Source organism: Nonomuraea sp. IBHARD001, from assembly GCF_056106265.1.
Map to the genome: position 1 here is coordinate 5,133,235 of NZ_JBWBBW010000002.1, position 21,127 is coordinate 5,154,361.

Annotated in this window: 13 protein-coding genes and 1 pseudogene; 7 read left to right on the forward strand and 7 right to left on the reverse strand. The window is 73.5% G+C overall.

Annotated features, from left to right (window positions below; genetic code table 11):
* Window positions 1-7: 7 nt before the first annotated feature.
* On the reverse strand, window positions 8-2,152 hold the full coding sequence (locus ACTWNK_RS25465) for a tetratricopeptide repeat protein (protein ID WP_474307037.1): 2,145 nt from the start codon (window positions 2,150-2,152) through the stop codon (window positions 8-10).
* Window positions 2,153-2,335: 183 nt separating this feature from the next.
* Here ACTWNK_RS25465 and ACTWNK_RS25470 point away from each other — a divergent pair, with 183 nt between their 5' ends.
* Both ACTWNK_RS25470 and ACTWNK_RS25475 read left to right on the forward strand, forming a co-directional pair.
* Window positions 2,336-4,180: a ThiF family adenylyltransferase gene (locus ACTWNK_RS25470; protein ID WP_474307038.1), complete on the forward strand. Its 1,845-nt coding sequence runs from the start codon at window positions 2,336-2,338 to the stop codon at window positions 4,178-4,180.
* Entirely contained in the window at window positions 4,177-5,190 is a 1,014-nt protein-coding gene (locus tag ACTWNK_RS25475) for a 3-oxoacyl-ACP synthase III family protein (RefSeq protein ID WP_474307039.1), read from the forward strand. Before ACTWNK_RS25470 ends, ACTWNK_RS25475 begins: the two co-directional genes overlap by 4 nt.
* A gap of 24 nt (window positions 5,191-5,214) precedes the next feature.
* On the opposite strand, the pseudogene ACTWNK_RS25480 reads toward ACTWNK_RS25475, so the two are convergent.
* A pseudogene (locus tag ACTWNK_RS25480) lies at window positions 5,215-6,180 on the reverse strand (sensor histidine kinase); the annotation flags it as partial.
* Between ACTWNK_RS25480 and ACTWNK_RS25485 the strand changes: the two are divergent.
* Together ACTWNK_RS25485 and ACTWNK_RS25490 are read left to right on the forward strand one after the other, a co-directional pair.
* A complete protein-coding gene (locus tag ACTWNK_RS25485; protein WP_474307040.1) occupies window positions 6,065-6,418 on the forward strand; it encodes an MMPL family transporter in 354 nt (117 codons plus the stop codon). The pseudogene ACTWNK_RS25480 and the gene ACTWNK_RS25485 overlap by 116 nt on opposite strands.
* Window positions 6,419-6,451: 33 nt before the next feature.
* Window positions 6,452-7,276, forward strand: a complete 825-nt coding sequence (locus ACTWNK_RS25490; RefSeq protein ID WP_474307041.1) for an NmrA family NAD(P)-binding protein — start codon at window positions 6,452-6,454, stop codon at window positions 7,274-7,276.
* An 18-nt stretch (window positions 7,277-7,294) separates the two neighbouring features.
* Here the strand turns inward: ACTWNK_RS25490 and ACTWNK_RS25495 are convergent, their stop codons facing one another.
* Together ACTWNK_RS25495 and ACTWNK_RS25500 are read right to left on the reverse strand one after the other, a co-directional pair.
* Window positions 7,295-10,324, reverse strand: coding sequence for an ATP-binding protein (locus tag ACTWNK_RS25495; protein WP_474307043.1), 3,030 nt, complete (start codon window positions 10,322-10,324; stop codon window positions 7,295-7,297).
* Window positions 10,321-10,938: a TetR/AcrR family transcriptional regulator gene (locus ACTWNK_RS25500; RefSeq protein WP_474307044.1), complete on the reverse strand. Its 618-nt coding sequence runs from the start codon at window positions 10,936-10,938 to the stop codon at window positions 10,321-10,323. Before ACTWNK_RS25500 ends, ACTWNK_RS25495 begins: the two co-directional genes overlap by 4 nt.
* Before the next feature lie 165 nt (window positions 10,939-11,103).
* Here ACTWNK_RS25500 and ACTWNK_RS25505 point away from each other — a divergent pair, with 165 nt between their 5' ends.
* Window positions 11,104-11,649 (forward strand): EF-hand domain-containing protein, encoded by a 546-nt coding sequence (locus ACTWNK_RS25505; RefSeq protein WP_474307045.1) that lies wholly within the window; start codon window positions 11,104-11,106, stop codon window positions 11,647-11,649.
* Between the two features lie 164 nt (window positions 11,650-11,813).
* Window positions 11,814-16,985, forward strand: a complete 5,172-nt coding sequence (locus tag ACTWNK_RS25510) for an amino acid adenylation domain-containing protein (RefSeq protein WP_474307047.1) — start codon at window positions 11,814-11,816, stop codon at window positions 16,983-16,985.
* 21 nt (window positions 16,986-17,006) lie between these two features.
* Here ACTWNK_RS25510 and ACTWNK_RS25515 read toward each other — a convergent pair whose 3' ends face one another.
* Genes ACTWNK_RS25515 through ACTWNK_RS25525 form a run of 3 tightly spaced genes read right to left on the reverse strand, consistent with a single transcriptional unit; the run spans window position 17,007 to window position 20,299 of the window.
* Entirely contained in the window at window positions 17,007-17,936 is a 930-nt protein-coding gene (locus ACTWNK_RS25515; RefSeq protein WP_474307048.1) for a VOC family protein, read from the reverse strand.
* Window positions 17,926-18,660 carry a TetR/AcrR family transcriptional regulator gene (locus tag ACTWNK_RS25520; protein ID WP_474307049.1) on the reverse strand — a complete coding sequence of 245 codons (735 nt, stop codon included), beginning with the start codon at window positions 18,658-18,660 and terminating at the stop codon, window positions 17,926-17,928. Before ACTWNK_RS25520 ends, ACTWNK_RS25515 begins: the two co-directional genes overlap by 11 nt.
* Before the next feature lie 46 nt (window positions 18,661-18,706).
* Entirely contained in the window at window positions 18,707-20,299 is a 1,593-nt protein-coding gene (locus tag ACTWNK_RS25525) for a metallopeptidase domain-containing protein (protein WP_474307050.1), read from the reverse strand.
* A 69-nt stretch (window positions 20,300-20,368) separates the two neighbouring features.
* Here ACTWNK_RS25525 and ACTWNK_RS25530 point away from each other — a divergent pair, with 69 nt between their 5' ends.
* The gene (locus tag ACTWNK_RS25530; RefSeq protein WP_474307051.1) at window positions 20,369-21,124 is read left to right on the forward strand and encodes a LysR substrate-binding domain-containing protein; all 756 of its coding nucleotides are present in this window, start codon (window positions 20,369-20,371) and stop codon (window positions 21,122-21,124) included.
* The last annotated feature ends 3 nt before the right edge of the window (window positions 21,125-21,127 follow it).

Genomic DNA, 21,127 nt, shown 5'->3' on the forward strand with positions numbered 1-21,127 from the left:
GCCCCCGTCACAGCTCATCGAGCGCCGCCCGTGTCGCCCGCGTGTACACGTTGTCGGCGCCTAGCGCGCGGCGGCGGCCCTCCAGGGCGATGCCCAGGTACTCGCGTGCCGCCTGCGTGCGCCCCTGGGCGGCCAGGGCGCGGCCGATGGCATGGGTGGCGCTGAAGACGTGCGGGTGTTCGGGGCCGAGCAGCCGCTTGCGGATGGCCTCGATCTCGCGCAGGTCGGCCTCCGCCTCCTGGGCGCGGCCGAGTGCGAGCAGGGTCAGGCCGATCTCCAGGCGGGTCACCAGCGTGTCGGGGTCCTCGGGGCCGAAGACGCGACTCTTGTGGTCGTGGATGCGGCGGAAGGCCTCCTCGGCCGCGTCGAGGTCGCCCTGCGAGCGGGTGACGCGGGCCCACTCGTGCTGGGTGACGAGCGTGTCGCGGTCGTCGGGGCCGAGCACGCGGAGCTTGGCGGCGTAGGTGGCCCGGAACATCCGCTCCGCCTCGTCGAAGCGGCCCTGGTCGGCGATGACGCGGGCGAGGTTGTGGCGGATCGTGAGGGTCTTGGGGTGCTCGGGCCCGAGCACCCGTTCACGCGCCGCCGCCACCCGGCGGAACGCCTGCTCGGCCTCCTCGGCCTTCCCGAGGAACATCTCCGTGCTCGCCTGCCTGTGCAGCAGGTCCAGCACCGTGAGGTCGTCGCCGGGCAGGCGGCCGTCCAGTGCGTCGAGGGCGGCGCGGGTCAGGTCGGCCGCCGTCTCGTACGCGCCGCTCCAGGTGAGCGCGTAGGCGCACCGCGCGCTCAGCCCGGCCAGCCGTACGGCGCTGTCGTCGTCCAGGCGTTCGGGTGTCGCCCTGGCCCAGACGGCTCGGGCGTGGGCGGTGATCTCGCTCCAGCGCGACCAGGACGCGCTGGTCTCGGGGTCGAGCGTCTCGGCGGCGGCCAGCAGCAGGCCGACGGCGATGGAGCCGGTGAGCCCGCCGTCGGCGGTCAGGCGTGGCCGCGTCACCTCGGCGACCAGCGGGTGCAGGGTGATCTCGAAGGCCGCGCCGCCCGCCCCCGTGTTCTCGATCAGCCCGACCGAGTGCAGTGCGCCGAGCCCGGCCACGACCTGGTTGACGCCGCCGCCCCCGGTCGCCCGCGCGAGGACGTCGAAGTCGAGCAGGTACGCCGGGATCACCGCGCCCGCCGGGAACCACGCCAGCACGCCCAGCAACGTCCTGGTGTACGGCATGCCCTGGCCGGCCAGCAGGTCGAGGGACAGGTCCCAGGTGGCCACGATGTTCGAACGCGGATCGCTGGTCTGGTCCATCAGGTGAAAGCCTCCCCGCTCCAACGCCGTCTGATAGCTCCCGAACTCCCGCTCGACCGCGAAGACCGCCGTGATGTGCCTGCCCACATGGCGCAGCGCCAGCGGCAGCCCGCCGAGCCTGACCGACAGGCGCTCGGCCTGCTGGGCGCTGCCGCCGCCCGGCGCCAGGTCGAGCAGGACCCGCGCGCCGTCCGCCGGGCCGAGCGGTCGCAGCGCGTGCGTCGTGGCGTACTGTCCCCAGACCTTCGGGTCGCCGAGCCTGCTGGTCACGACGACCAGGCCCGACGTGGTCGGCCGCAGCCAGCCGTTGCCCGCCGCGATCCCGCGCTCGCCCAACTCCAGCGCGCCGGTGTCGTCGGCGTTGTCGACGACGAGCAGCCAGCCCCGGCGTGGGTGCAGGTGCCGCCACAGCAGGTCCGACGGGTCGTAGCGCCCGTTGATCGCCTCCTCGACCTCGCCGGGAGCCGCCCCGAGCTCCCTGGCCAGCTCCATCATGCGGGTCAGGACCACGTCGGCCGACGAAGCGGGCACCCACCAGCACGCCATGCCCCTGCGCCCGGCCTCGGCCGCCAGCCACAGCGCGAGCGTCGTCTTGCCGACGCCGCCCAGTCCGGCCAGGACGTGTGTCGAGCCGTCCGGCCGCTCCAGCAGCGCGCCGAGTCCGGCGAGCAGGGCGTCGCGGCCCCTCACGTGCTCGGGCAGCAGGCCGAGAGGGGGCGGCAGGATCTGCCCGCCGCCGGGAGCGGCCGGGACGAGGGCGGGCTGCTCCCGTGGCGTCCTGACGAGCTGGAGCCAGGCGATCACGGCCGCGACGACGGCGACGAGGATGCCCAGGCCTGACAGAACGATCTCCACGCTCCCGACTGTAGAGAAAGCCCCTCCCCGCCGACACCGCCCGGCCGCATTCAGGGGGCACGGAACTCGGGAGATCGTCAACCATCGGTCCGGCAGCACCTGGCAAAGGCTCGCCGCCGGGGCCGGGCGCCTCGCCAGGATGAGCCGCGCGAGACTCACCGACACCTCGCATAGGAGACAAAGATGAACGGACATCAGATTCCGGCGCCGTGCCAGTGGCAGGTGACCGCCTTACTGGCCCCCTCCGCCGGAGCCGGTGCGAACGCCGAGATCGAACAGCTGCGTGAGCTCCGGGCGCGCATCCTGTTCGACAGGGGCAGACGCCCGGCGTTCGAGCGCCCGGAAGGCGGCTTCGCCGACGACCAGGAGCTGGACTTCGGCGCCTGGCACTTCCTGGCCCGCGCCGAACGCGACGGCCCACCGCTCGGCTACGTACGGCTGAGCACCCCGGCGTCCGCGCCGCTGTACCAGACGCGCGCCTTCCTCGGCGACGAGGCCTACGAGGAGATGCTGCGCGCGCACGGCCTGGACGAGGACGGGGTGTTCGAGCACAGCAGGCTCGTGGTCGAGCACCGGGCGCGCAAGCTCGGCCTCGGCATCCACCTCAACGCGCTGGCCGTCGCCGCAGCCCACCACCTGGGCGCGACGGCGATGATCGGCACCTCCGGCACCAAGGACGGCCAGGACCGCTTCCACGAGAGATTCGGCTTCACCCGCGTGCCGGGCACCCGGCGCTATGTGGAGCACTACACGGAGGACGTCGTCATCATGATGCATCGCACGGCGGAGGGCGCGGGGCACTACACCGAGCTCGTCCACCAGTTGCGCGAGCAGTTCCCCCACATCACCGAACGGCCCGCCGCACGCCCCGCCCCGGCGTCGCGGCCGGGACGCGCCGCGCCCGCGTCCCTGACCGGCACCGCCCAGCGCGAACGCGAGCGCGAGCAGGTGTGGCGGCCGGTGCTGTACGAGCCGGTGCGCGACGCGGAGGCGCTGAGCGCACTGCTGGCCTGCGGCGAGGTGGCCGAGGTGCACGACACGCTCGACGAGCAGCTCCGCGAGCTGGTCACCAGCCGTGACCCCTCGTGCGCCGACCCGGCCGAGATCGGCAGACGGGTCGGCGAGCAGCTCGGCGCGCTCGCGTCGTGGGAGTACGGCACGTGGGTGTGGTACCCGTGGTCGCGGCGGCTCGTGCACGTGCTGCCGCGCGAGGAGTTCCGCCTGGTCCGCACCGACCGCAACCGGGGCCGGATCGAAAGGCCGGAGCAGCGCGCCCTGCTCGGCCGCAGGATCGGCGTGATCGGCCTGTCGGTCGGCAACAGCGCGGCCGTCACCTTCGCCCTTGAGGGCATCGGCGGCGCGTTCAAGCTGGCCGACTTCGACGACTTCGGCCTGTCCAACCTCAACCGGCTGCGTGCGGGCGTGCACGACCTGGGCGTGAACAAGGCGGTGATCTGCGCCAGGCAGATGCTGGAGATCGACCCCTACCTCGACATCGAGATCTACCGCGAGGGCCTGACGGCCGAGACCGTCGAGGAGTTCTTCACCGGCGGCAACGGCCCGATCGACCTGCTGGTCGAGGAGTGCGACACCCCCTGGGTGAAGATCGCGGCCAGGGAGCGCGCACGGGAGCTCGGCATCCCCGTCGTCATGGACTGCAACGACAGGGGCATGCTCGACGTCGAGAGGTTCGACCACGAGCCCGACCGGCCGCTGCTGCACGGCAGGCTCGGCGACGTGAAGTCGGTCGACATGCTCGACCTGACCCGCCAGGAGCGCGTCGACCTCATCCTGGCCATGGTCGACCCGGACCGGATCAGCCCGCAGCTGGCCGCCTCCGTCGACCGGCTCGGCCGCAGTCTGAGCAGCTGGCCGCAGCTGGCCTCGGGAGTCGCGCTCGGTGGCGCGCTGACCGCGGAGGCGGCCAGGAGGATCCTGCTCGGGCTGCCCTGCGCGTCCGGCCGCTTCTACACCGACCTGGAGCAGCGGCTCAGCCCTCGGCACAACACGGTGGGAGTGCTGACGTGAGCGGCGCCTGCCTGCCGTTGCCCGTCTCGATCGCGGGCACCGGCGTGTACGTCCCCGAGCGGGTCGTGCGCAACGAGGAGTTGGCCGCGACGCTCGACACCAGCGACGCGTGGATCACCGGGCGCACCGGCATCCGGGAACGCCGGTGGCTCGAACCGGGGCGTGCGACCTCCGACATGGCGGTGCTGGCCGCGCGCCCGGCGCTGGAGTCGGCCGGGGTGGCGTCCGAGGACGTCGATGTGATCATCGTGGCGACGTACACGGGCGACCAGCCGCTGCCCTCGACCGCGCTCGTCGTCAAGGACGCGCTCGGGGCGCACCGGGCGCTCGCCCTGGACGTCACCCAGGCGGCCTGCGCGAACGGGGTGCAGGCGCTGCTGCTGGCCGCGCACCTGCTGCAGTCGCCCGCCGCGCGCACGGTCCTGGTCGTCGCGGCCGACAGCGCCTCCAGGGTGACCGATCCGGGCGACCGTACGACCAGGGTGTTCTTCGGTGACGCCGCCGGTGCGGCCGTGCTGACCAGGTCGTCGTGCCCGGACGCCGGGCTGATCGGCTGGGACTTCGGCTCGGAGCTGTCCTACGCGGTGCACATCGCGGCGGGCGGATCGCGGCTCCCCACGAGCCCCGGGACCGTCGCGGCCGGGCAGCACCACCTGAGGATGGACGGCAGGGCCGTGTGGGACACCGCGACCCGGCGCCTGCCCGACAGCATCCTCGCCGCCGTCGGGCATGCCGGGCTCTCACTGGAGCAGGTCGGGCACTTCTTCCTGCACCAGGCCAATCTCACCCTGATCACCGCCGTGCTCGACAAGCTCGGCATCCCCGCCGCCCGCACGCCGATCACCGTCGACAGGCTCGGCAACACCGGGTCCGCCGGGGTGTTCACCGCGTTGCACGGCGCCTTCGGCGACGGGCTCGTCCGGACGGGCGAGGTCTATCTGCTGTCGGCGATCGGGGCCGGGTTCCAATGGGGGACGGTGTGTTTCAGGCACGGCCGACCGGCGAGGTGACGCCGGGCCGCCGAGCGGCAGCCGTACCCTGAACGTAGTGCCGGGCTCTTCGCCCGAAGGGAGCACCCCCACGCTCCCGTGATGCGCCCGCACGACGGCGGCGACGATCGCCAGTCCCAGACCGGCGCCGCCCCCTCCCGCCCGCCGCCCCGGCTCCAGTGGCCTTCTCTCGCCCCGGTGGAATCGTTCGAACACCAGCGAGACCTCCTCCACTGCCAGCCCCGGGCCCGCGTCGGAGACGTCGAGCACCGCGAACGCGCCCTGCGTTCCCACCCGTACGACCGCGGCCGTCCCCACCGGCGTGTGATCGAGGACATTGGCCGGCAGGTTGCCGATCGCCTGCCTGAGCCGTGCCGCGTCCCCCCTGACCTCGACCGGTCCTTCGTGTTCGACCGACAGCGGACGGTCGGGCTCGATGGCGAGGGTGTCGGCGACGGCGTCGGCGACGAGCTCGGTCAGCTCGACCGGGTCGTCGGCCAGCGGACGCCCCTCGTCCAGCCTGGCCAGCAGCAGCAGTTCGTCCACCAGTGCGCCCATGCGGGCCGCCTCGGCCTCCACCCGGCTCATCGCCTTGGCCAGTTCGGCCGGGCTCGCCACGGCGCCGTACCTGAACAGCTCGGCGTAGCCGCGTACGGTGGCGATCGGCGTGCGCAGTTCGTGCGAGGCGTCGGCGATGAACCTGCGCAGGCGCTCCTCCGACGCCCGGCGCTGGCCGAAGGCCTGTTCGAGCTGGGCGAGCATGGCGTTGAGCGCCTCGCCGATGCGGCCGACCTCGGTGCCGGGAGGCGCGCCGACGACCCTGCGGGCCAGGTCGCCCGCGCCGATCGCGGCGGCCGTGTCGGCGATCCGGTCCAGGGGTCGCAGCCCACGCCCGATGAGCAGGACGGCCAGCAGGGTGAGCCCGGCCAGGGCGGCGGCCGAGGTTCCGGCCAGGACGAAGCCCACCCGCTCGGGCAGGACGGGCAGGCTGGTCACGTCGGCGGCGCTCATCCTCTTCCTGTCGTTCGCCGCGCTGGCCATGACGCCCGAACTGGACGTCAAGGTGTTCGCCAGCGGGCTGGCGCCCGGCATCCTGCTGGACGCGACGCTGATCAGGGGCGTGCTGGTGCCCGCGGTGGTGGCGATGATGGGCAGGTGGAACTGGTGGCTGCCGGTGCCCGCCGCGCGGCTGCTGCGGTGCGAGCCGTCCCTGGCGCCCGCCAGATCCGATCTGGCGCCTCAGGGGTGACAGTCGCACCACCACACCTTTGGAGAGCACACCATGACGATCCTCGTGACCGGAGCCACCGGAAACGTCGGCCGACACCTCGTCGCCGCGCTGGTCGAGCGCGGCGAGCACGTCCGCGCGCTGACCCGTGACGTGGCCAGGGCCAAGTCCGTGCTGCCCGGCGCGGCCGAGGTGGCGCACGGCGACCTGACCGACCCCGGCTCGCTCGGCCCCGCGCTGGAAGGCGTGCGGGCGCTGCATCTGATCACCTTCGGCGGGCCGGACATGGCTCCGCTGACGACCGGTCCCGACCTGGTCGAACTGGCCGTCAAGGCGGGGGTGCGCCGGGTCAGCGTGCTCAGCAGCTGGGACCCCAGCTCGGTCGAGGAGGCGCTCGGCGCGAGCGAGCTCGGCTGGACGCAGATCCAGTGCGTGGAGTTCATGGGCAACGCGCTGGAGTGGGCGCCCTCGATCCGCGAGGAGGGCGTCGTGCGCGTGTACGGCGACACGCCGGGCGCGGTGGTGCACGAGGCCGACATCGCCGACGTCGCCGCCGCCGCGCTGACCGACGACAGGCACGCGGGCGCCTGCTACCTGCTGACCGGGCCCGAGGCGCTGACGCCCGCCGAGCGGGTGCGGCTGATCGGGCGGGCGATCGGCAGGGAGCTGGCCTACGAGGCGCTCACGGCCGAGGAACTGCGGGCGAGCATGCTGGCATGGGGCGCCGACGCCGACTACATCGCGTTCGCGCTGGAGCTCGGCGCGAACCCGCCCGCCGTCGGCTCCATCGTCCGCCCGACCGTGGAGGTCGTGACCGGCAGGCCCGGCCGTACGTTCGCCCAGTGGGCACGCGAGAACGCCGCCGCCTTCACGGCCTGAGCGCCTGGGCCGGTTGGGCTAGTGCAGCGACCAGCCGATCTCCTGTCCGTTGATCGGCTGGTAGCTGCAGGTGAGGCCGGTCGACACGGTCGTGCGCAGGTGGGCGGCCAGCTCGGGGTGGAGGGTGTCGAGCCTGCGCAGGGTGTCCTTGATGCGGTTGGTGACGGCCTTGCGGGCCCGTTCGCGTCCGTCGCCGAGCCTGCGGGGTCTGCCGCCGAGCCCGGTGGCGGCCCTCAGCTCGTCGAGGAGCGCCTGCCGTTCCCGCTCGGCGGCGGCGGCGCGCTCGTCGTCGCCCTTCAGGGCCGCCCGGTCGATCTCCTCCTCCAGCAGGTCGAGCCTGCGCCGGTAGGCCGCCCTCGCTGTGTCGTCCAGCACCTCGTCGCCGCCCAGACCCTTGATCTCGCCCGACGGGTCCAGCAGGCGCAGGGCGGGCACGTCCTGGCCCGGCAGGCCCAGCAGGACGTGCAGGTCGCCCAGGCCCTTGGAGTCTGGCGCGTGCACCGTGCGCCCGGCGAAGGCCAGCCGCCACACGCCGCTCTCGCGGGCGAACACCGCACGGCCGGGCGCGGGCGGTGCGATGCGCATGCCGAGCTCGCCCGCCTCCTGACGTACCTGGTCCAGCAGGGCGGAGGCGTCCTCGCCGCGGGCCCGCGCCACCTCGGCCAGCCCGAGGCCCGCCTCGATCGACCAGGGGCGTGCGCCGAGCCGGTCGGCGGACAGGCGGGCGGCGGTGAAGCGGCGTTCGGCGTCGTCCCAGCGTTCCTGCGCGGCGTCGAGCACACCGATCCAGTGGTCGATCGGGCCGTCGGCGACGACGGCCGCGGTCAGCGCCCACTGGCCCGAGTACGGCAGGAGCGCCGCTCTTGCGGTGTCGCAGAGCACCGGGTCGCGGCAGAGGGCGGCGGCCTCGGCCTGGAACCTCAGCCACATCGGCGCCATCCACCGCCTGACCTGCCTGTCCTGCGTGCCGATGAGCGCCGCCAGGTGCCGCATCGCGGCCGTGGCGTCACGCCGTCGCACCGAGGCCATGGCGTCGAGCATGGCCAGGTTCGCACTGGCCGCGAGCCGGGCCTCGCCCAGCACCTCGGCGGCCAGCTCGGTGTCGCCGCTCAGCGTGGCCACCGACCACAGCTGCAGCCTGCGCAGCTCGTGCCTGTCCACGTCGGGCTGCTCACCGGCGGCGAACCCCTCGTCGGCGTGCTGCCTGGCCTGGGCGAACCTGCCGGTGAGCGTGGCCGTCAGCGTCCGCAGCACGGCGGCCTCGTGCCCGAACCACGCCAGGCCCGAGCGCCGCGCCTTGGCCGCGTAGTCGCGCTCGACGTCGTGCAGGCGGGGGTCGCCGAGCTCCAGCAGGGCGCCGACCCGCCAGGACAGGGCGTCGAGCTCGACCGCCTCGTCGCCGAGCCGTACGGCCGCGGCGAGCAGTTCCGCGGTGATCTGTTCGCGTTCGGCGGCGCTGCCCAGGCCCCAGACGGCGCCGAGCCTGGTCCGCAGGCCCGCGACGAGCTCGCGGTCGTCGCCCTCCGCCCTGGCCCTGCGCACGGCCAGGTCGCTGAGGTCCCTGCCCGCGGCGTCGAGCGGTCCTTCGCCGCCCGCCACGCCGTGTACCGTGCCCGGGGCGCCGACGAGGGTGCGATGGGCGTCCTGGACGAAGGCGATCCATCTGGCCTGGCCGAGGTCGTGCAGCCGCAGTGCCGTTCTGGCCAGGACGGCGGGGTCGTCGAGCTCGCGCACGGCGGCCAGGGCCGTGCGCAGGGTGTCGTCGGCGCTCGCGGTGTCGCCCGCACGGTGCTGGGCCACGCCCAGGCCGACGCCGATCTCGCCGCGCCGCCGCAGGTCGCCCGCGGGCACGAGTTCCAGGGCGCGCCGGTGGTGCACGACGGCCTCGTCGGCGCAGAAGCGCAGCTCGGCGTCACGGGCCGCCGCCAGCAGGTGGTCGGGCGCGTCCGGGGTCGAGCCCAGGTAGGCGTGCCCGGCCCGCTCGGCGGGAAGCGAGGCCACCACCCCGGCCGCCATGGCGTCGAGCACGGCCGCGTGTGCGCTCCTCCTGGCCTTCTCGCCGAGATCGGCGTAGAGGATCTCGCGTACCAGCCCGTGCGCGAACGCCCACCGCCGCTCCCCCGCCGCCAGCACCAGCCTGGCCGCGACCGCCTGCCCGATCAGCCTCGCCACCTCGCCCTCGCCCGGGTACGGCGGGCACGCGGCCAGGAGGCGGTCGTCGAACTCGCGGCCCGCGACGGCCGCCGTCGACAGCAGCGCGACGGCCTCGGGGCCCAGCCTGGACAGGCGGCGTCTGAGCGTGGCGCCGACGCCGGGCGCGATGGTGTCGAGCGGGCTACCGCCCTGCCACAGCCTGGCGGTCTGCTCGACGAAGAACGGATTGCCTCCGGTGCGCAGGTGGATCTCGGCGGCCAGTCCCGCCTCCGCCCGCACGCCGGTGACCCTGGCGACCAGGCCGGCGACGTCGGCGGCGTCGAGCCCCGTCAGCGTGAGCGTCGTCGCCTTGGCCAGCAGCGACGTGATGAGCGACTCCAGCGGATGCGCCCCCGCGTCCACCTCGGCGTCCCGGTAGGCGCCGATCACCAGCAGGCGTTCGAACCACACCTGCCGCGCCACGAACCCCAGCAGCCTGACCGAGGCCGGGTCGGCCCAGTGCAGATCGTCGAGCACCACGACGACCGGCCGCCGCCTCGACGCCTCGACCAGGGCCGTGCTCACCTTGTCACTCAGGTCGAACTCACCGTCGTGCCGCTCGGCCAGCAGGTCCGCGGCACCGGCGGCTCCGGCTCCGTGCAGGTCGCGCAGCACCTGGACCCATGGCCACAGCCCGGGGGCGCCCTCGCCCTCCCAGCAGGTCCCCGACAGGACCGTCGCGCCCGACTCGGCCGCCCGGGACGCCGCTTCGGCGATCAGGCTGCTCTTGCCGATCCCGGCCTCGCCGGTGACGAACACCAGGCCGCCTCTGCCGCCCGTCGCGCGTTCGACGGCCGCGTGCAGGACGCCCGCCTGGTGCCGTCTGCCGATGAGGGCTCCGTGTCCGTTCGTCACCGGGCCGGGTCCCTGCCTTCGGCCGCCAGTGCCCCGTTGAGCAGGATGTCGACGAGGTCGTGCGAGGCCGCCTCCCCCTCATCGGCGTGCAGGCGGGTGAACAGCATGCCGAGGAAGACCGAGGCGACCCGGCGGGGCTCCACCCGCAGTGCAGCGCTGTCGGGCTCGATCAGCTCGGTCAGCGCCTCCCGCATCGCCTCCGTCGAGGCCTGCCTGGCCCCCTGCTGTCCGGAGGGGCGTCCGGCCGGACGCCCGTATCCGGAGGCGTGCAGGGCGCCGAGCACGGTGCCCATGCGCTTGAGGTGGGCGTTCATGGCCTCGGCGGCCTCGGTCAGCCGTACGGGCAGGGGGTCGTCGAGGGAGATGGAGGCCAGTTCGCGCAGGGCGTGGCCGGGGTCGGCGGCCTCGGCGACGCAGGCGGCGAGCACCTCGTCCTTGTCGGCGAACACCCTGAAGATCGTGCCTTCGCCGATGCCGGCCGCTCTGGCGATCTGTCCTGTGGTGACGGCGGCGCCGCGCTCGGCGACCAGCGGCAGCGCCGCTGCCACGATCATCGCCCTGCGCTGCTCCGCGCTCATGCCCGGCGCCCTGCGCCGGTTGGGGGTTTCCGTCATGGTTCGACCATACGGAGTGAGCACTCACTCCGTCAAGTGCCTTTACCAAGGGTAAGCATGTGCTCACTCGACAGTGAAAGGAGTGCACCCGAGTGGCGATAGTCGACCCGGCGCACTCCCATGAGCATGGATCCCCGTCAGACCCGTACGACCGGAAGGATCCCCATGGCCAGCGAGTTCCAGCGGCGCAAGATCTCAGGGGTGTTCGGCGCGATGGACGCCGACGGCGACGGCATGCTCACCGAGGCCGACTTCGTCGCCCTGACGGCACGGTGGACCGGCGTCAGGGGCCGCAGCGCGACGGACCCGGGCCACACCAGACTGCGCGCGATCATGATGGGCTGGTGGAGCACCCTGCTGACCGCCTCCGACCTCGACCGCGACGAGAAGGTCACCCTCGACGAGGTCCTGCTCGTCGTCGACCGGCTGCCGGGCATGATCCATGTCGTCGAGGCCACGGCCGAGGCCATGTTCGAGGCCGTGGACGCCGACGGCGACGGGCGCATCTCGGCGGCCGAGTACGACCAGCTCATCGAGACCTGGAGCGGTCGCGCCACCGACACGCAGGAAATCTTCCCGCTGCTCGACGGCGACGGCGACGGACATCTGTCGCGCGCGGAGTTCACCGGGCTGTGGCGGGAGTTCTGGGCGGGCGACGATCCGGCCGAGCCGGGCGCCCTGGTGTTCGGGCCGATCGGCCGGGCCGCCTGAGCGCGGACGCGCGCGCCCGCGACAGGCGAAGATCGCCTCTTGTGGGCGCGCGCGGGAGCGTGCCACACTGGCGCCGCCCACTAACTGCAAAGAAACTTTCCAGTTAGTTCCCGAGCCTAGGCAGCTCGGCGCCTCGTGCTGCACTCCTCCGAACGGTGATCAAGATGCCTGCCGTCACGGCGATCCCCCTGTCACTCGGCCAGGAACGTCTGTGGTTCCTGCACGAGCTGAACCCCGACGACGCCTCCTACAACATCTGCGTGACCGAGCGCCTCCTCGGCCCCCTCGACGCCGACGCGCTGGAGCGCGCCATCGACGGCGTCGTCCGCAGGCACGAGATCCTGCGCACCCGCTACCCGTCGATCGACGGCCGTCCCGTCCAGGTCGTCGAGGACGTCTCGGTCGGCCTCGAACGACTCACCGGTTTCGAGGTGGGCGAGCTCACCAACCGGCCCTTCGACCTGGCCAACGGGCCCGTCATCCGGGCCCACCTCATCGCGCGTGGCCCGCGCGAGCACATCCTGGTCATCGTCCTGCACCACATCGCCGGTGACGGCTGGTCGCTCGGCCTGCTGTTCGACGAGATCGCCACCCTGTACGCGGGCGGCGAGCCGCAGGCGCTCCCCCTGCAGTACGGCGACTACGCGCTGCGCCAGCGCGAGCGCACCTACGACACCGCCTACTGGCGCGAACGGCTCGCGGGCGCGCCCACGCTCGACCTGCCCGCCGACCGCCCGAGGCCGCGCGTGCGCACCTCCAACGGCGGATGCGTGGCCCGCCGCCTGCCCGGCCCGCTCGTCGCCGAGGTGCGGGCACTGGCCAAGGAGCAGCGCGTCACGCTGTTCATGCTGCTGCTGGCCGCCTTCCAGACCCAGCTCGGCCGCTACGCGGGCGCCGAGGACCTGTGTGTCGGCACGCCGGTCGCCGCCCGCCAGGACGAGGACACCGAGCGGCTCGTCGGCTTCTTCCTCAATACCGTCGTCATGCGCGCCGACCTGTCGGGCGACCCGGCCTTCCAGGAGTTGCTGCGCCGTACCCGCAGGGCCACGGTCGACGCGCTCGTGCATGCCGACACGCCGTTCGACCGGCTGGTCACCGAGCTCGGCGTGCCGCGCGACCTCAGCCGGACGCCGGTGTTCCAGGCGCAGTTCAACCTGCGCAGCGAGAGCGACGGCGCCGGGCTGCGGCTGGACGGGCTGGTCAGCCAGCGCTACGACACCGGCTTCCACCAGGCCAAGTTCGACCTCTCGCTGGAGATCCGCCCGACCGGCGACGAGCTCGACGCGTTCTTCGTCTACAGCGCCGACCTGTTCGACGCGGCCACGGTCGAGCGGTTCGCGGCCAACTTCGAGACGTTGCTGCGCTCGATCGTCGCCGCGCCCGCGACCCCGCTCTCACGCCTGGAGCTGGTCAGCGCCCAGGAGGGCGAGCTGCTCGACGCCTGGGCCGTGCCCGACTCCACGCCCGAGCCGCCCGGCGCGACGCTGACCGAGCTGGTGACCGGCAGCGTGCGGCGCTTCCCCGGCGAGGTGGCCGTCACGTGCGGCGGCGCCGAACTCACCTACGCCGAGCTCGGCGCCAGGTCGGCCGCGCTGGCCGCACGGTTAGGCGAGCTCGGCGTCGGGCCGGACACGCGGGTGGCGATCTGCCTGGAGCAGTCGCTCGACCTGGCGGTCGCCATCGTGGCCGTCATGCGGGCCGGGGGCGCCTACGTGCCGCTCGACCCCGAGCAGCCGGCCGAGCGCCTGGCGTACATGCTGGCCGACTCCGGCGCGGCGGTGCTGATCGGCGAGGCCCCGCAGGTGGTGGAGCTGTTCGACGGGCCCGTCGTGCGGGCCGACGGGCACCCCGCGCCCGAGCGGGAGCCGCAGTGCGCGGCCGGGCCCGGCGACCTGGCCTATGTGATCTACACCTCCGGCTCGACCGGGCGGCCCAAGGGGGTCGCCGTCCAGCATCGGCAGGTCGTCAACTACCTGGCCGACGTGCGCGAACGGTTCGAGGTGGGCGAGGGCGAGTCGTTCGCGCTGCTGCAGTCGCTGGCCTTCGACTTCGGTATGACGGTGTTCTACCTGTCGCTGATGACGGGAGGTGCCCTGCACCTGCTGCCCTCGCGCATCTCCGGGCCCGAGCTCGCCGAGCGCATGGGCGGGATCGACTACCTCAAGATGACGCCCTCCCACCTGGGCGCGCTCGCCGCCGACGTGCCCGACGTCGGGCAGCTGCTGCCCAGGCGGCTGCTCGTGCTCGGCGGCGAGGGGTCGAGCTGGGAGTGGACCAGACGGCTGGCCGCACTGCGCCCGGTCGTCAACCACTACGGGCCGACCGAGGCCACCGTCGGCGTCTCGACCTACCGGGTACGGCCGGGCGTCGAGCCCACGGGACCGATCACCCCGATCGGCCGCCCGCTGGGGCATGCCGAGCTGCGCGTGCTCGACGCCCACCTGCGCCCGGTGCCGGTCGGCGTGCCCGGCGAGCTGTGCATCGGCGGCGACCGGCTGGCCCGCGAGTACCTCGGCAAGCCCGAGATGACCGCGGAGAAGTTCGTCGCCACGCCGTACGGCCGGTTGTATCGCACCGGCGACCTGGCGCGCTGGCTGCCGAGCGGCGACCTGGAGTTCCTCGGGCGGCGCGACCTTCAGGTGAAGATCCGCGGCTACCGGGTCGAGATGGGGGAGATCGACGAGACGCTGCCCCTGTGCTCGGGCGTGGCGCACGGCGTCGTCGACGCCCGCGACGGCGAACTCGTCGCCTACCTCGTCCCCGAGCCGGGCGCCGAACGGCCCAGCGTGGGCGACCTGCGCCGCGACCTGGCCACCCGCCTGCCCGAGTACATGGTGCCCACCAGGTACGTCTGGCTGGCCGAGCTCCCGCTCAAGGGCCACGGCAAGGTCGACCGTGCCGCGCTGCCCGCGCCCGAGGACGCGCGGCCCGACCAGGACGTGCCCTTCGAACCGCCCGCCGATGAGCTGGAACGGATCGTCGCGGCGGCCTGGTGCGAGGTGCTCGGGCTCAAGCAGGTCGGTGTGCTCGACGACTTCTTCGACCTGGGCGGCCACTCGCTGCTGGCCACCCGGGTGGTGGCCAGGCTGCGCCGCGAACTGCCCGAAGGGGCCAGTCCGATCGGCCTGCTGGACATGTTCCAGCACACGACCGTGCGCGCCCTGGCCGCCGTCGCCGGCGCCGATCCCGCCGAACGCGGCCTGCTGCACCGCCTCACCCCCGCTGCGGCGACCGCGACGCACCACCTGGTCTGCGTGCCGTACGGCGGCGGCAGTGCGGTGGTCTACCAGCCGCTCGCCGACGCCCTTCCCGGCGGGTGGGCGCTGCACGCGCTGGCGGTGCCCGGTCACGACCTGGGCCTGGCCGAGGATCCCAGGCCGCTTGAGGAGGTGGCCGCGCAGTGCGTGGCGGAAATCGTTTCCGGCATCGAGGGCCCGCTGACCCTCTACGGGCACTGCGGGGTCGGCGGCGCGCTCACCGTGGAGATCGCCAGGCGGCTCGAGGCGGCGGGCCGGCCGATCGAGGCGATCTACCTGGGCGGCATCTTCCCCTTCGCCAGGCCGACGCGCGGGCTGATGGGCCGCTGGGCCAAGCTCACCAGGCTGGAGCGCCTGCGCAGCGACAAGGGCCAGCTGAACTGGCTGACCGCGCTCGGGGCCGACCTGTCGGGCCTCGACGACGAGCAGAAGGCGTTCGTCATCCGCAACATGCGCCACGACGCGCGGGCGGCCGAGGACTACTTCACCCATCTCATCGACACCGGCGCCGACCGGCTCGCCGCGCCGATCATCTCGGTCGTGGGCGAGTACGACCCGGCGACCGACTACTACGAGGAGCGCTATCGGGAGTGGTCGTTCATCACCGGCACGACGGCGCTCGTCGTGCTGGACGAGGGCGGGCACTACTTCCTGAAGTACCGCCCGGACGAGCTCGCGGCCGTGGTGACCACGGCGCACACCGAGCTGGAACCCGAGCCGGAACCCGAGCAGGCCGAGCAGGCGCCGCGTGCGCTGAGCGCGGTGCGGCAGCGGCTGCTCGCCTCCGTGAGCAGGAGCGGCGAGCAGGCGCGCGGCGGTCCCGAGCCGACGATGAGCAGGTTCCTCGTCGTGGCGCTCGGGCAGATGGTGTGCCTGATCGGCTCGACGCTGACGGAGTTCGCGCTGCCGATCTGGGTGTACCTGCAGAACCGGTCGCTGGCCGAGCTCGCCGTGCTGCAGGTGCTCGCGATCATTCCCGGGGTGCTGATCGCGCCGCTGGCCGGCGCCATCGTCGACCGGAGCAGCCGCAGGACGGTGATGATCGCCGGCAATGCGGCGGCGCTGGCCGTACAGCTGGTCACGGGGGCGCTGGTGTGGGGCGGGGCGCTGCAGGTGTGGCATCTGTACCCGCTGCTGACCGTGCTGTCGTTCGCGCTGACGTTCCAGCGGCTGGCGTTCCAGTCGGCGGTGCCGCAGCTGGTGCCCAAGCGCTATCTCGGGCATGCCAACGGCGTGGCGCAGATGACGCTGGGGGTGGCGCAGTTCATGGCGCCGCTGGCCGCTGTCGGGTTGATGTCGGTGTCGGGGCTGACGGGCGTGCTCGTGCTCGACGTCGTCGGGCACGTGGTCACGCTCGGGGTGCTGGCCGTGGTCGCCTTCCCCGCGACGATGGCGCATCGGCGCAGGGAGACGGTCGGCAGGGAGATCGCCGAAGGGTTCCGGCTGTCGATCGGCAATCGGGCGTTCCGTGCGATGGTCGTCTTCTTCGCCCTGTTGTCGCTGGGGTTGTCGCCGGTGTTCATGATGTACTCGCCGCTGGCCCTGACGTTCGGCTCGCTCGCGGACGCGGGCACGATCGCGCTGGTCGCGGGCATCGGGGCGGTGGCGGGCGGTCTGACGATGGGGCTGTGGGGCGGTCCGGCCAGGCGCCGGATGCGGGGCATGCTGCTGGCCACACTGATCATCGCGGTGTCGTGCGTGGTCGTGGGGCTGGACAAGTCGGTGACGGTGATCGCGATCGGGGCGTTCGGGGTGTCGTTCGGGCTGGCGCTGGTCAACGGCGTCTACGCGACGATCATCCAGGTGAAGGTGCCGCAGCGCTTCCACGGCCGGGTGTTCGCGCTCAACCAGATGGTGGCCTGGTCCACGATCCCGATCGGCGTCGGTGTGATCGCGCCGCTCGGCACCCGGCTGCTGGGCGACATCTCGCTCATGTACCTGGTGTTCGGCGCCTACATCGGGCTCGTCGTGCTCGGCGCGCTCACCGTGCGGACGCTGAAGCGCTTCGACGCCGACGTGCCCGATGCCACACCCGACGACCTGGTCGGCCTGGAACGCAAGGCGGCCAAGGCGTCGTAGGACCCACCCGGGCGGGCGGTGTCAGCCCGCCCGGGTGAACACGATCGCCGCACCCAGCGCCGCGTCGGCGGGCACGAACACCTCGCCCGCCTCGGTGCGGCGCACGGCGATCCCCCGACCGGCGAGGAAGCGCTCGCTCTCCCGCGGATCGCGCACCGCCACCGCGTACCCGGCGAACCCGGGCAGGCTCGGCGGCGGGCGCTCACCGGGCAGCACCAGCCCCAGCGCCGACGCGGCGACCACCCGCAGCACCGCCGTGCCGAGGTCGAACACCCACGACGCCCCGTCGGCACGCGCCTCCCGCGCCAGGTACCCCTCGTAGCGCCGCAGCATCTCCTCCAGCTCCTCGTCGGCCACGCACAGCACGCACCCGGCCAGCCCGACGGCTCCGTTGGCATGGGCGGGCCGCGCCACCCGCGCCGCCGTCGCCGCGATGCCGATCCGCCCTTCGGCCGTGCCGTCCGCGTCGAACTCCAGGAAGCGCACCTCCTCCATCCGCGCGCCCGCCTCCCCCTCGACCGGCCGCCGTACGGCATGCACACCGCCGTGGCCCGTCGTGCGCCCGGCGGCGGCGTCTAGGTCGGGCGAGTCGAACATGACGATGTGCACGCCCTCGAAGCGCCGCAGGGAGGCGGCCAGGTTCGCGGCCGTGGCCCGCACGGCGGCCAGCACATTCGCCAGCCTGTCCCCTGGCACCTTCAGCTCGACGGTCTCGGCCCCGTCGGGCAGCACGCCGTCCGACACGGTGACGAGCTCGACGAAGTCGTCGGGGAAGTACGCATGGGTGTTGCCCGCGCCGACCGGCTGCGGCGCTCGGCCTTCGGCGGGGGCGAGCGCGGGGAAGACGGCGGGCGGCAGGGTGAAGCCGAGCTGCCGGTAGCGTTCGAGCGCCTTGCCCATGTCGTGCACGACGTGCCCCACGTGGTGCAGTTTCGCGATGTCATACGCCATGACCGGCCTCCTCACCCACACGCCTGACCGGGCCGTATGCCGCCTGCTCGAAGTCGCGGCCCAGCCGTTCGAAGACCGCGACGGCATCGGGCGCGGCGGCGGCGAACCTGTCGGCGGGCGGCGGCGGGTCCGGCTCGAACGCGCGGCGCAGTGTGTCGGCCAGGTGCCCGGCCTTGGCGTCGAGGTCGAGGCCGAGATCGGGCGGCAGCAGCGGTTCGACGGCGAAGAAGCCGTAGACGACGGTCGGCAGCACGTAGTCGAGGTCCTCGGCCTTCAGGCCCTCGCGCAGCAGCCCCGCCCCGGCGAGCACGCCGAGGTAGTCGCGCGAGGCGAGCAGCTTGGCGCTCTGCAACGGCTGCCTGGCCGGACTGGACAGGAACTTGTCGAGCATGTCGGCGTCCCGGGTGAACACCGCCCGCAGCACGGGACGCCGCATGGCCTCGACGAAGAAGCGCCGCATGTAGGCGTGCAGTGCGATCTCGGCCGGGTCGGCGCGCATGGCGGCGGTCACGGCGTCGAGCATCGCGACCGCCTCACGCGCGCCGACCGCGAGGAACAGCTCCTCGCGGGTGCGCCAATGCAGGTAGAGCGTGCCTTTGCCGACTCCGGCCCGTTTGGCGATCTCGTCGATCGTCACCCGCCGGTAGCCCCATCGCAGCAGGAGCTCCTTGGCGGTGTCGAGGATCCTGTCGGCCCGCTCTCGCCTGGCGTCTGACGCGTCCATGGCCTGCACTCCTATCTGGTGACCGATGACCAGATTAGCACTTTGGTCACACCTTGCCACCCGAAGGCCACTCCACCCGGCTGCGCGCCTGGGCGTTGTCCTCCTTGGCCTGGCGGTTGCGCTCGCCCACGACACAGACCTGGTCGCCGAGGAAGGCGTCACGCCACACATAGCCCCACACGCAACTGCGCGGGCCCCACGGGCCGTCGGTCCACCTGCTCGCCGCCGCGGCGTTGTCCTCGATCGTCTGCATCCTGGTCGCGAGCGTGACGCACACGTAGTCGGAGGAGTCGGCGCCGCGCCAGACGTGTTCGCCCGCGCAGAGGTTCGGGCCCCAGACCTGGCGGGCCGGGTTGGTCCGCGCGGGAGAGGCCTGGGTGTCGGCGGCGGTCTGCTGCCTGACCAGCGGCGTGACACACACGCCGTCGCCCGCGACGGCCTCGCGTGCGACCAGGCCGACCAGGCAGGAGCCGTCGTCGTCGCGCCGGTTGGGCGCGTCGAGGGTGTCGGCCGCCGCCTTGGCCCTGGCCTCGGGCGTCACACAGGCCGCGTCGCCCGGCGTCGCACGGCGGTGCACGTAGCCGGGCAGGCACCGGGTGGTCACGGTCGTGCTGACGGTGACGGTGGCGTACTCGGCGGCCACCTCGTCCACGCGCACGGTGACGCCGCGCGCGTCGAACGACTGGACGGGATCGCCGCCTGGCCCGGTCCTGACCAGGCGCGGGACGCCGGCGGCATAGTCGTGCACGAGTACGGTGTCACCGGGTATGCCCTGGCTCACGCCGATCCTCCTCCGGAACTCCACCGTGAGGAAGCGCGAGACGTCCTCCGGGTCGAACGGCACCCGGACCAGCAGGGCGCCCGGCAGGTCCGGCCGCTCCAGCGGCGCCAGCCGTACCGTTCTGGACGGCACACCGTCCTTGCCGAGGGTGATCACCCGTTCGCCCGGCAGCCAGCCGAGCTCGTCCAGGTGCGGGCCGCTGAGCCCGGCCGTACCCCTGCCGTAGTTGCGGGTGGGCGCCGGGTGGGTCCGCGTGCCGCTCATCGCGTCCCATTCGTCGGGGCCGGCGCCCTGGCCGAGGTCGGGCGTGGTGGAGGTCGAAGGGTCGAGGCCGAGGCGCAGCAGGACGCCGGCCACGACGTGGGCGAGCGTCCAGCTGGAGGAGTCCAGGACCATGGGGGCCTCACGACCGGCGCTCGCCGCGCTCTCGCCGCCCTGGGGGGTGTTGACCATGACGGCCAGCCGGTGGCCGGCGGGCGCGCGGTAGCCGTCGACGGTCTCGGCCGTCCTCGTGCAGTCGGCGACGCGCTCGGCGAGCGGCTTGGCCGCCCAGGCGGTCGCGGTGATCGGCATCCGGTACCAGCCGCGCACATGCGTACCGGCCATGGACACGCGCCCGCGTGACTGCTGCCTGACGAAGTCGGCCAGCCCGCCGGTGCCGACGCCCTCCTCGGTGAACAGGTGCCTGAAATACCCCATGTCCTTGGCCGGGGCCGGGGCGCCGGTGAAGTCGCACAGCAGCACCGCCCACGGCCGCGCCCCCTGGACGGACACGGCCGAGGCGGGCGCGGCGGGCAGCAGCAACAGCAGCAGGCCGAGGACGACCGGCAGCGAGAGGAACGTTCTTCGGGGCGACACGGGCTCTCCTCAGGGGACGACGCATGATCGCCTCGACCGTGCACCGGCGCACTTGCGCCGCCCTGGGATGTGACTGCAACCGCCCTTTCGCCCGGGCGGCGTCAGAGCGGCGCGATGTCGACCGAGGGCCACCGCTTCAAGGACTACGCGGTCAGGTCGCTGGAGTTGTGGGACGGCTACCGCGAGGGCGGGCCCGGCCCGTCGGCGCTGACCGGCACGCTCGGCCTGTTCGCCACCGTGACCGCGTGCCAGGCGCTGCTGCCCGATCTGCTCGCGCCCTTCCAGGCGGCGCACCCGATGGCACGCGTCGAACTGCGCACCGGGGACGCGGGGGCCGCGCTGGCCAGGGTGGACGAGGGCGAGAGCGACGCCGCCGTCGCGGGCATGCCCGCCCGCCTGCCCGAGTCGCTGATCGGCCGTACCGTGGCGCGGAGCGACCTGGTGTTCGTCACGGCGCGCGGACGCGAGGACGGCGCGCTGGCGGGTCCTTTCGTGCTCCCGCACCGGGGCCTGGTGCGGGAGGCCGCCGAACGCTGGTTGCGCGAGCGCTCGCCCGGCAGGCGCCGCCCCCTCGACGTGGCGGCCGAGCCCGAGGGGCACGAGGCGCTGCTCACGCTGGTCGCCCTGGGATACGGCACCGGCATCGTGCCCAGGCTGGTGCTCGACACCGGCGTCACCCGCGACCGGCTCTCGGTCGTGCCCGCCGAGCCGTCGCCCGGCGTGTACACCGTCGGCCTGTGCGTGCGCCGGGCCGATCTGCGCCGTCCGCTGGTCGCCGCGCTGTGGAGCCTGGCCGGGCGCGGTGTTGCCCCTGACACCGTGTGAGGG

Excerpts from the sequence above, each read along its gene's own strand:
- ACTWNK_RS25470 (WP_474307038.1), top strand. The coding sequence starts at position 2,336 with ATGAACGGACATCAGATTCCGGCGCCGTGCCAGTGGCAGGTGACCGCC.
- ACTWNK_RS25485 (WP_474307040.1), top strand. The coding sequence starts at position 6,065 with ATGAGCAGGACGGCCAGCAGGGTGAGCCCGGCCAGGGCGGCGGCCGAG.
- ACTWNK_RS25490 (WP_474307041.1), top strand. The coding sequence starts at position 6,452 with ATGACGATCCTCGTGACCGGAGCCACCGGAAACGTCGGCCGACACCTC.
- ACTWNK_RS25500 (WP_474307044.1), bottom strand. The coding sequence starts at position 10,938 with ATGACGGAAACCCCCAACCGGCGCAGGGCGCCGGGCATGAGCGCGGAG.
- ACTWNK_RS25505 (WP_474307045.1), top strand. The coding sequence starts at position 11,104 with ATGGCCAGCGAGTTCCAGCGGCGCAAGATCTCAGGGGTGTTCGGCGCG.
- ACTWNK_RS25510 (WP_474307047.1), top strand. The coding sequence starts at position 11,814 with ATGCCTGCCGTCACGGCGATCCCCCTGTCACTCGGCCAGGAACGTCTG.
- ACTWNK_RS25515 (WP_474307048.1), bottom strand. The coding sequence starts at position 17,936 with ATGGCGTATGACATCGCGAAACTGCACCACGTGGGGCACGTCGTGCAC.
- ACTWNK_RS25520 (WP_474307049.1), bottom strand. The coding sequence starts at position 18,660 with ATGGACGCGTCAGACGCCAGGCGAGAGCGGGCCGACAGGATCCTCGAC.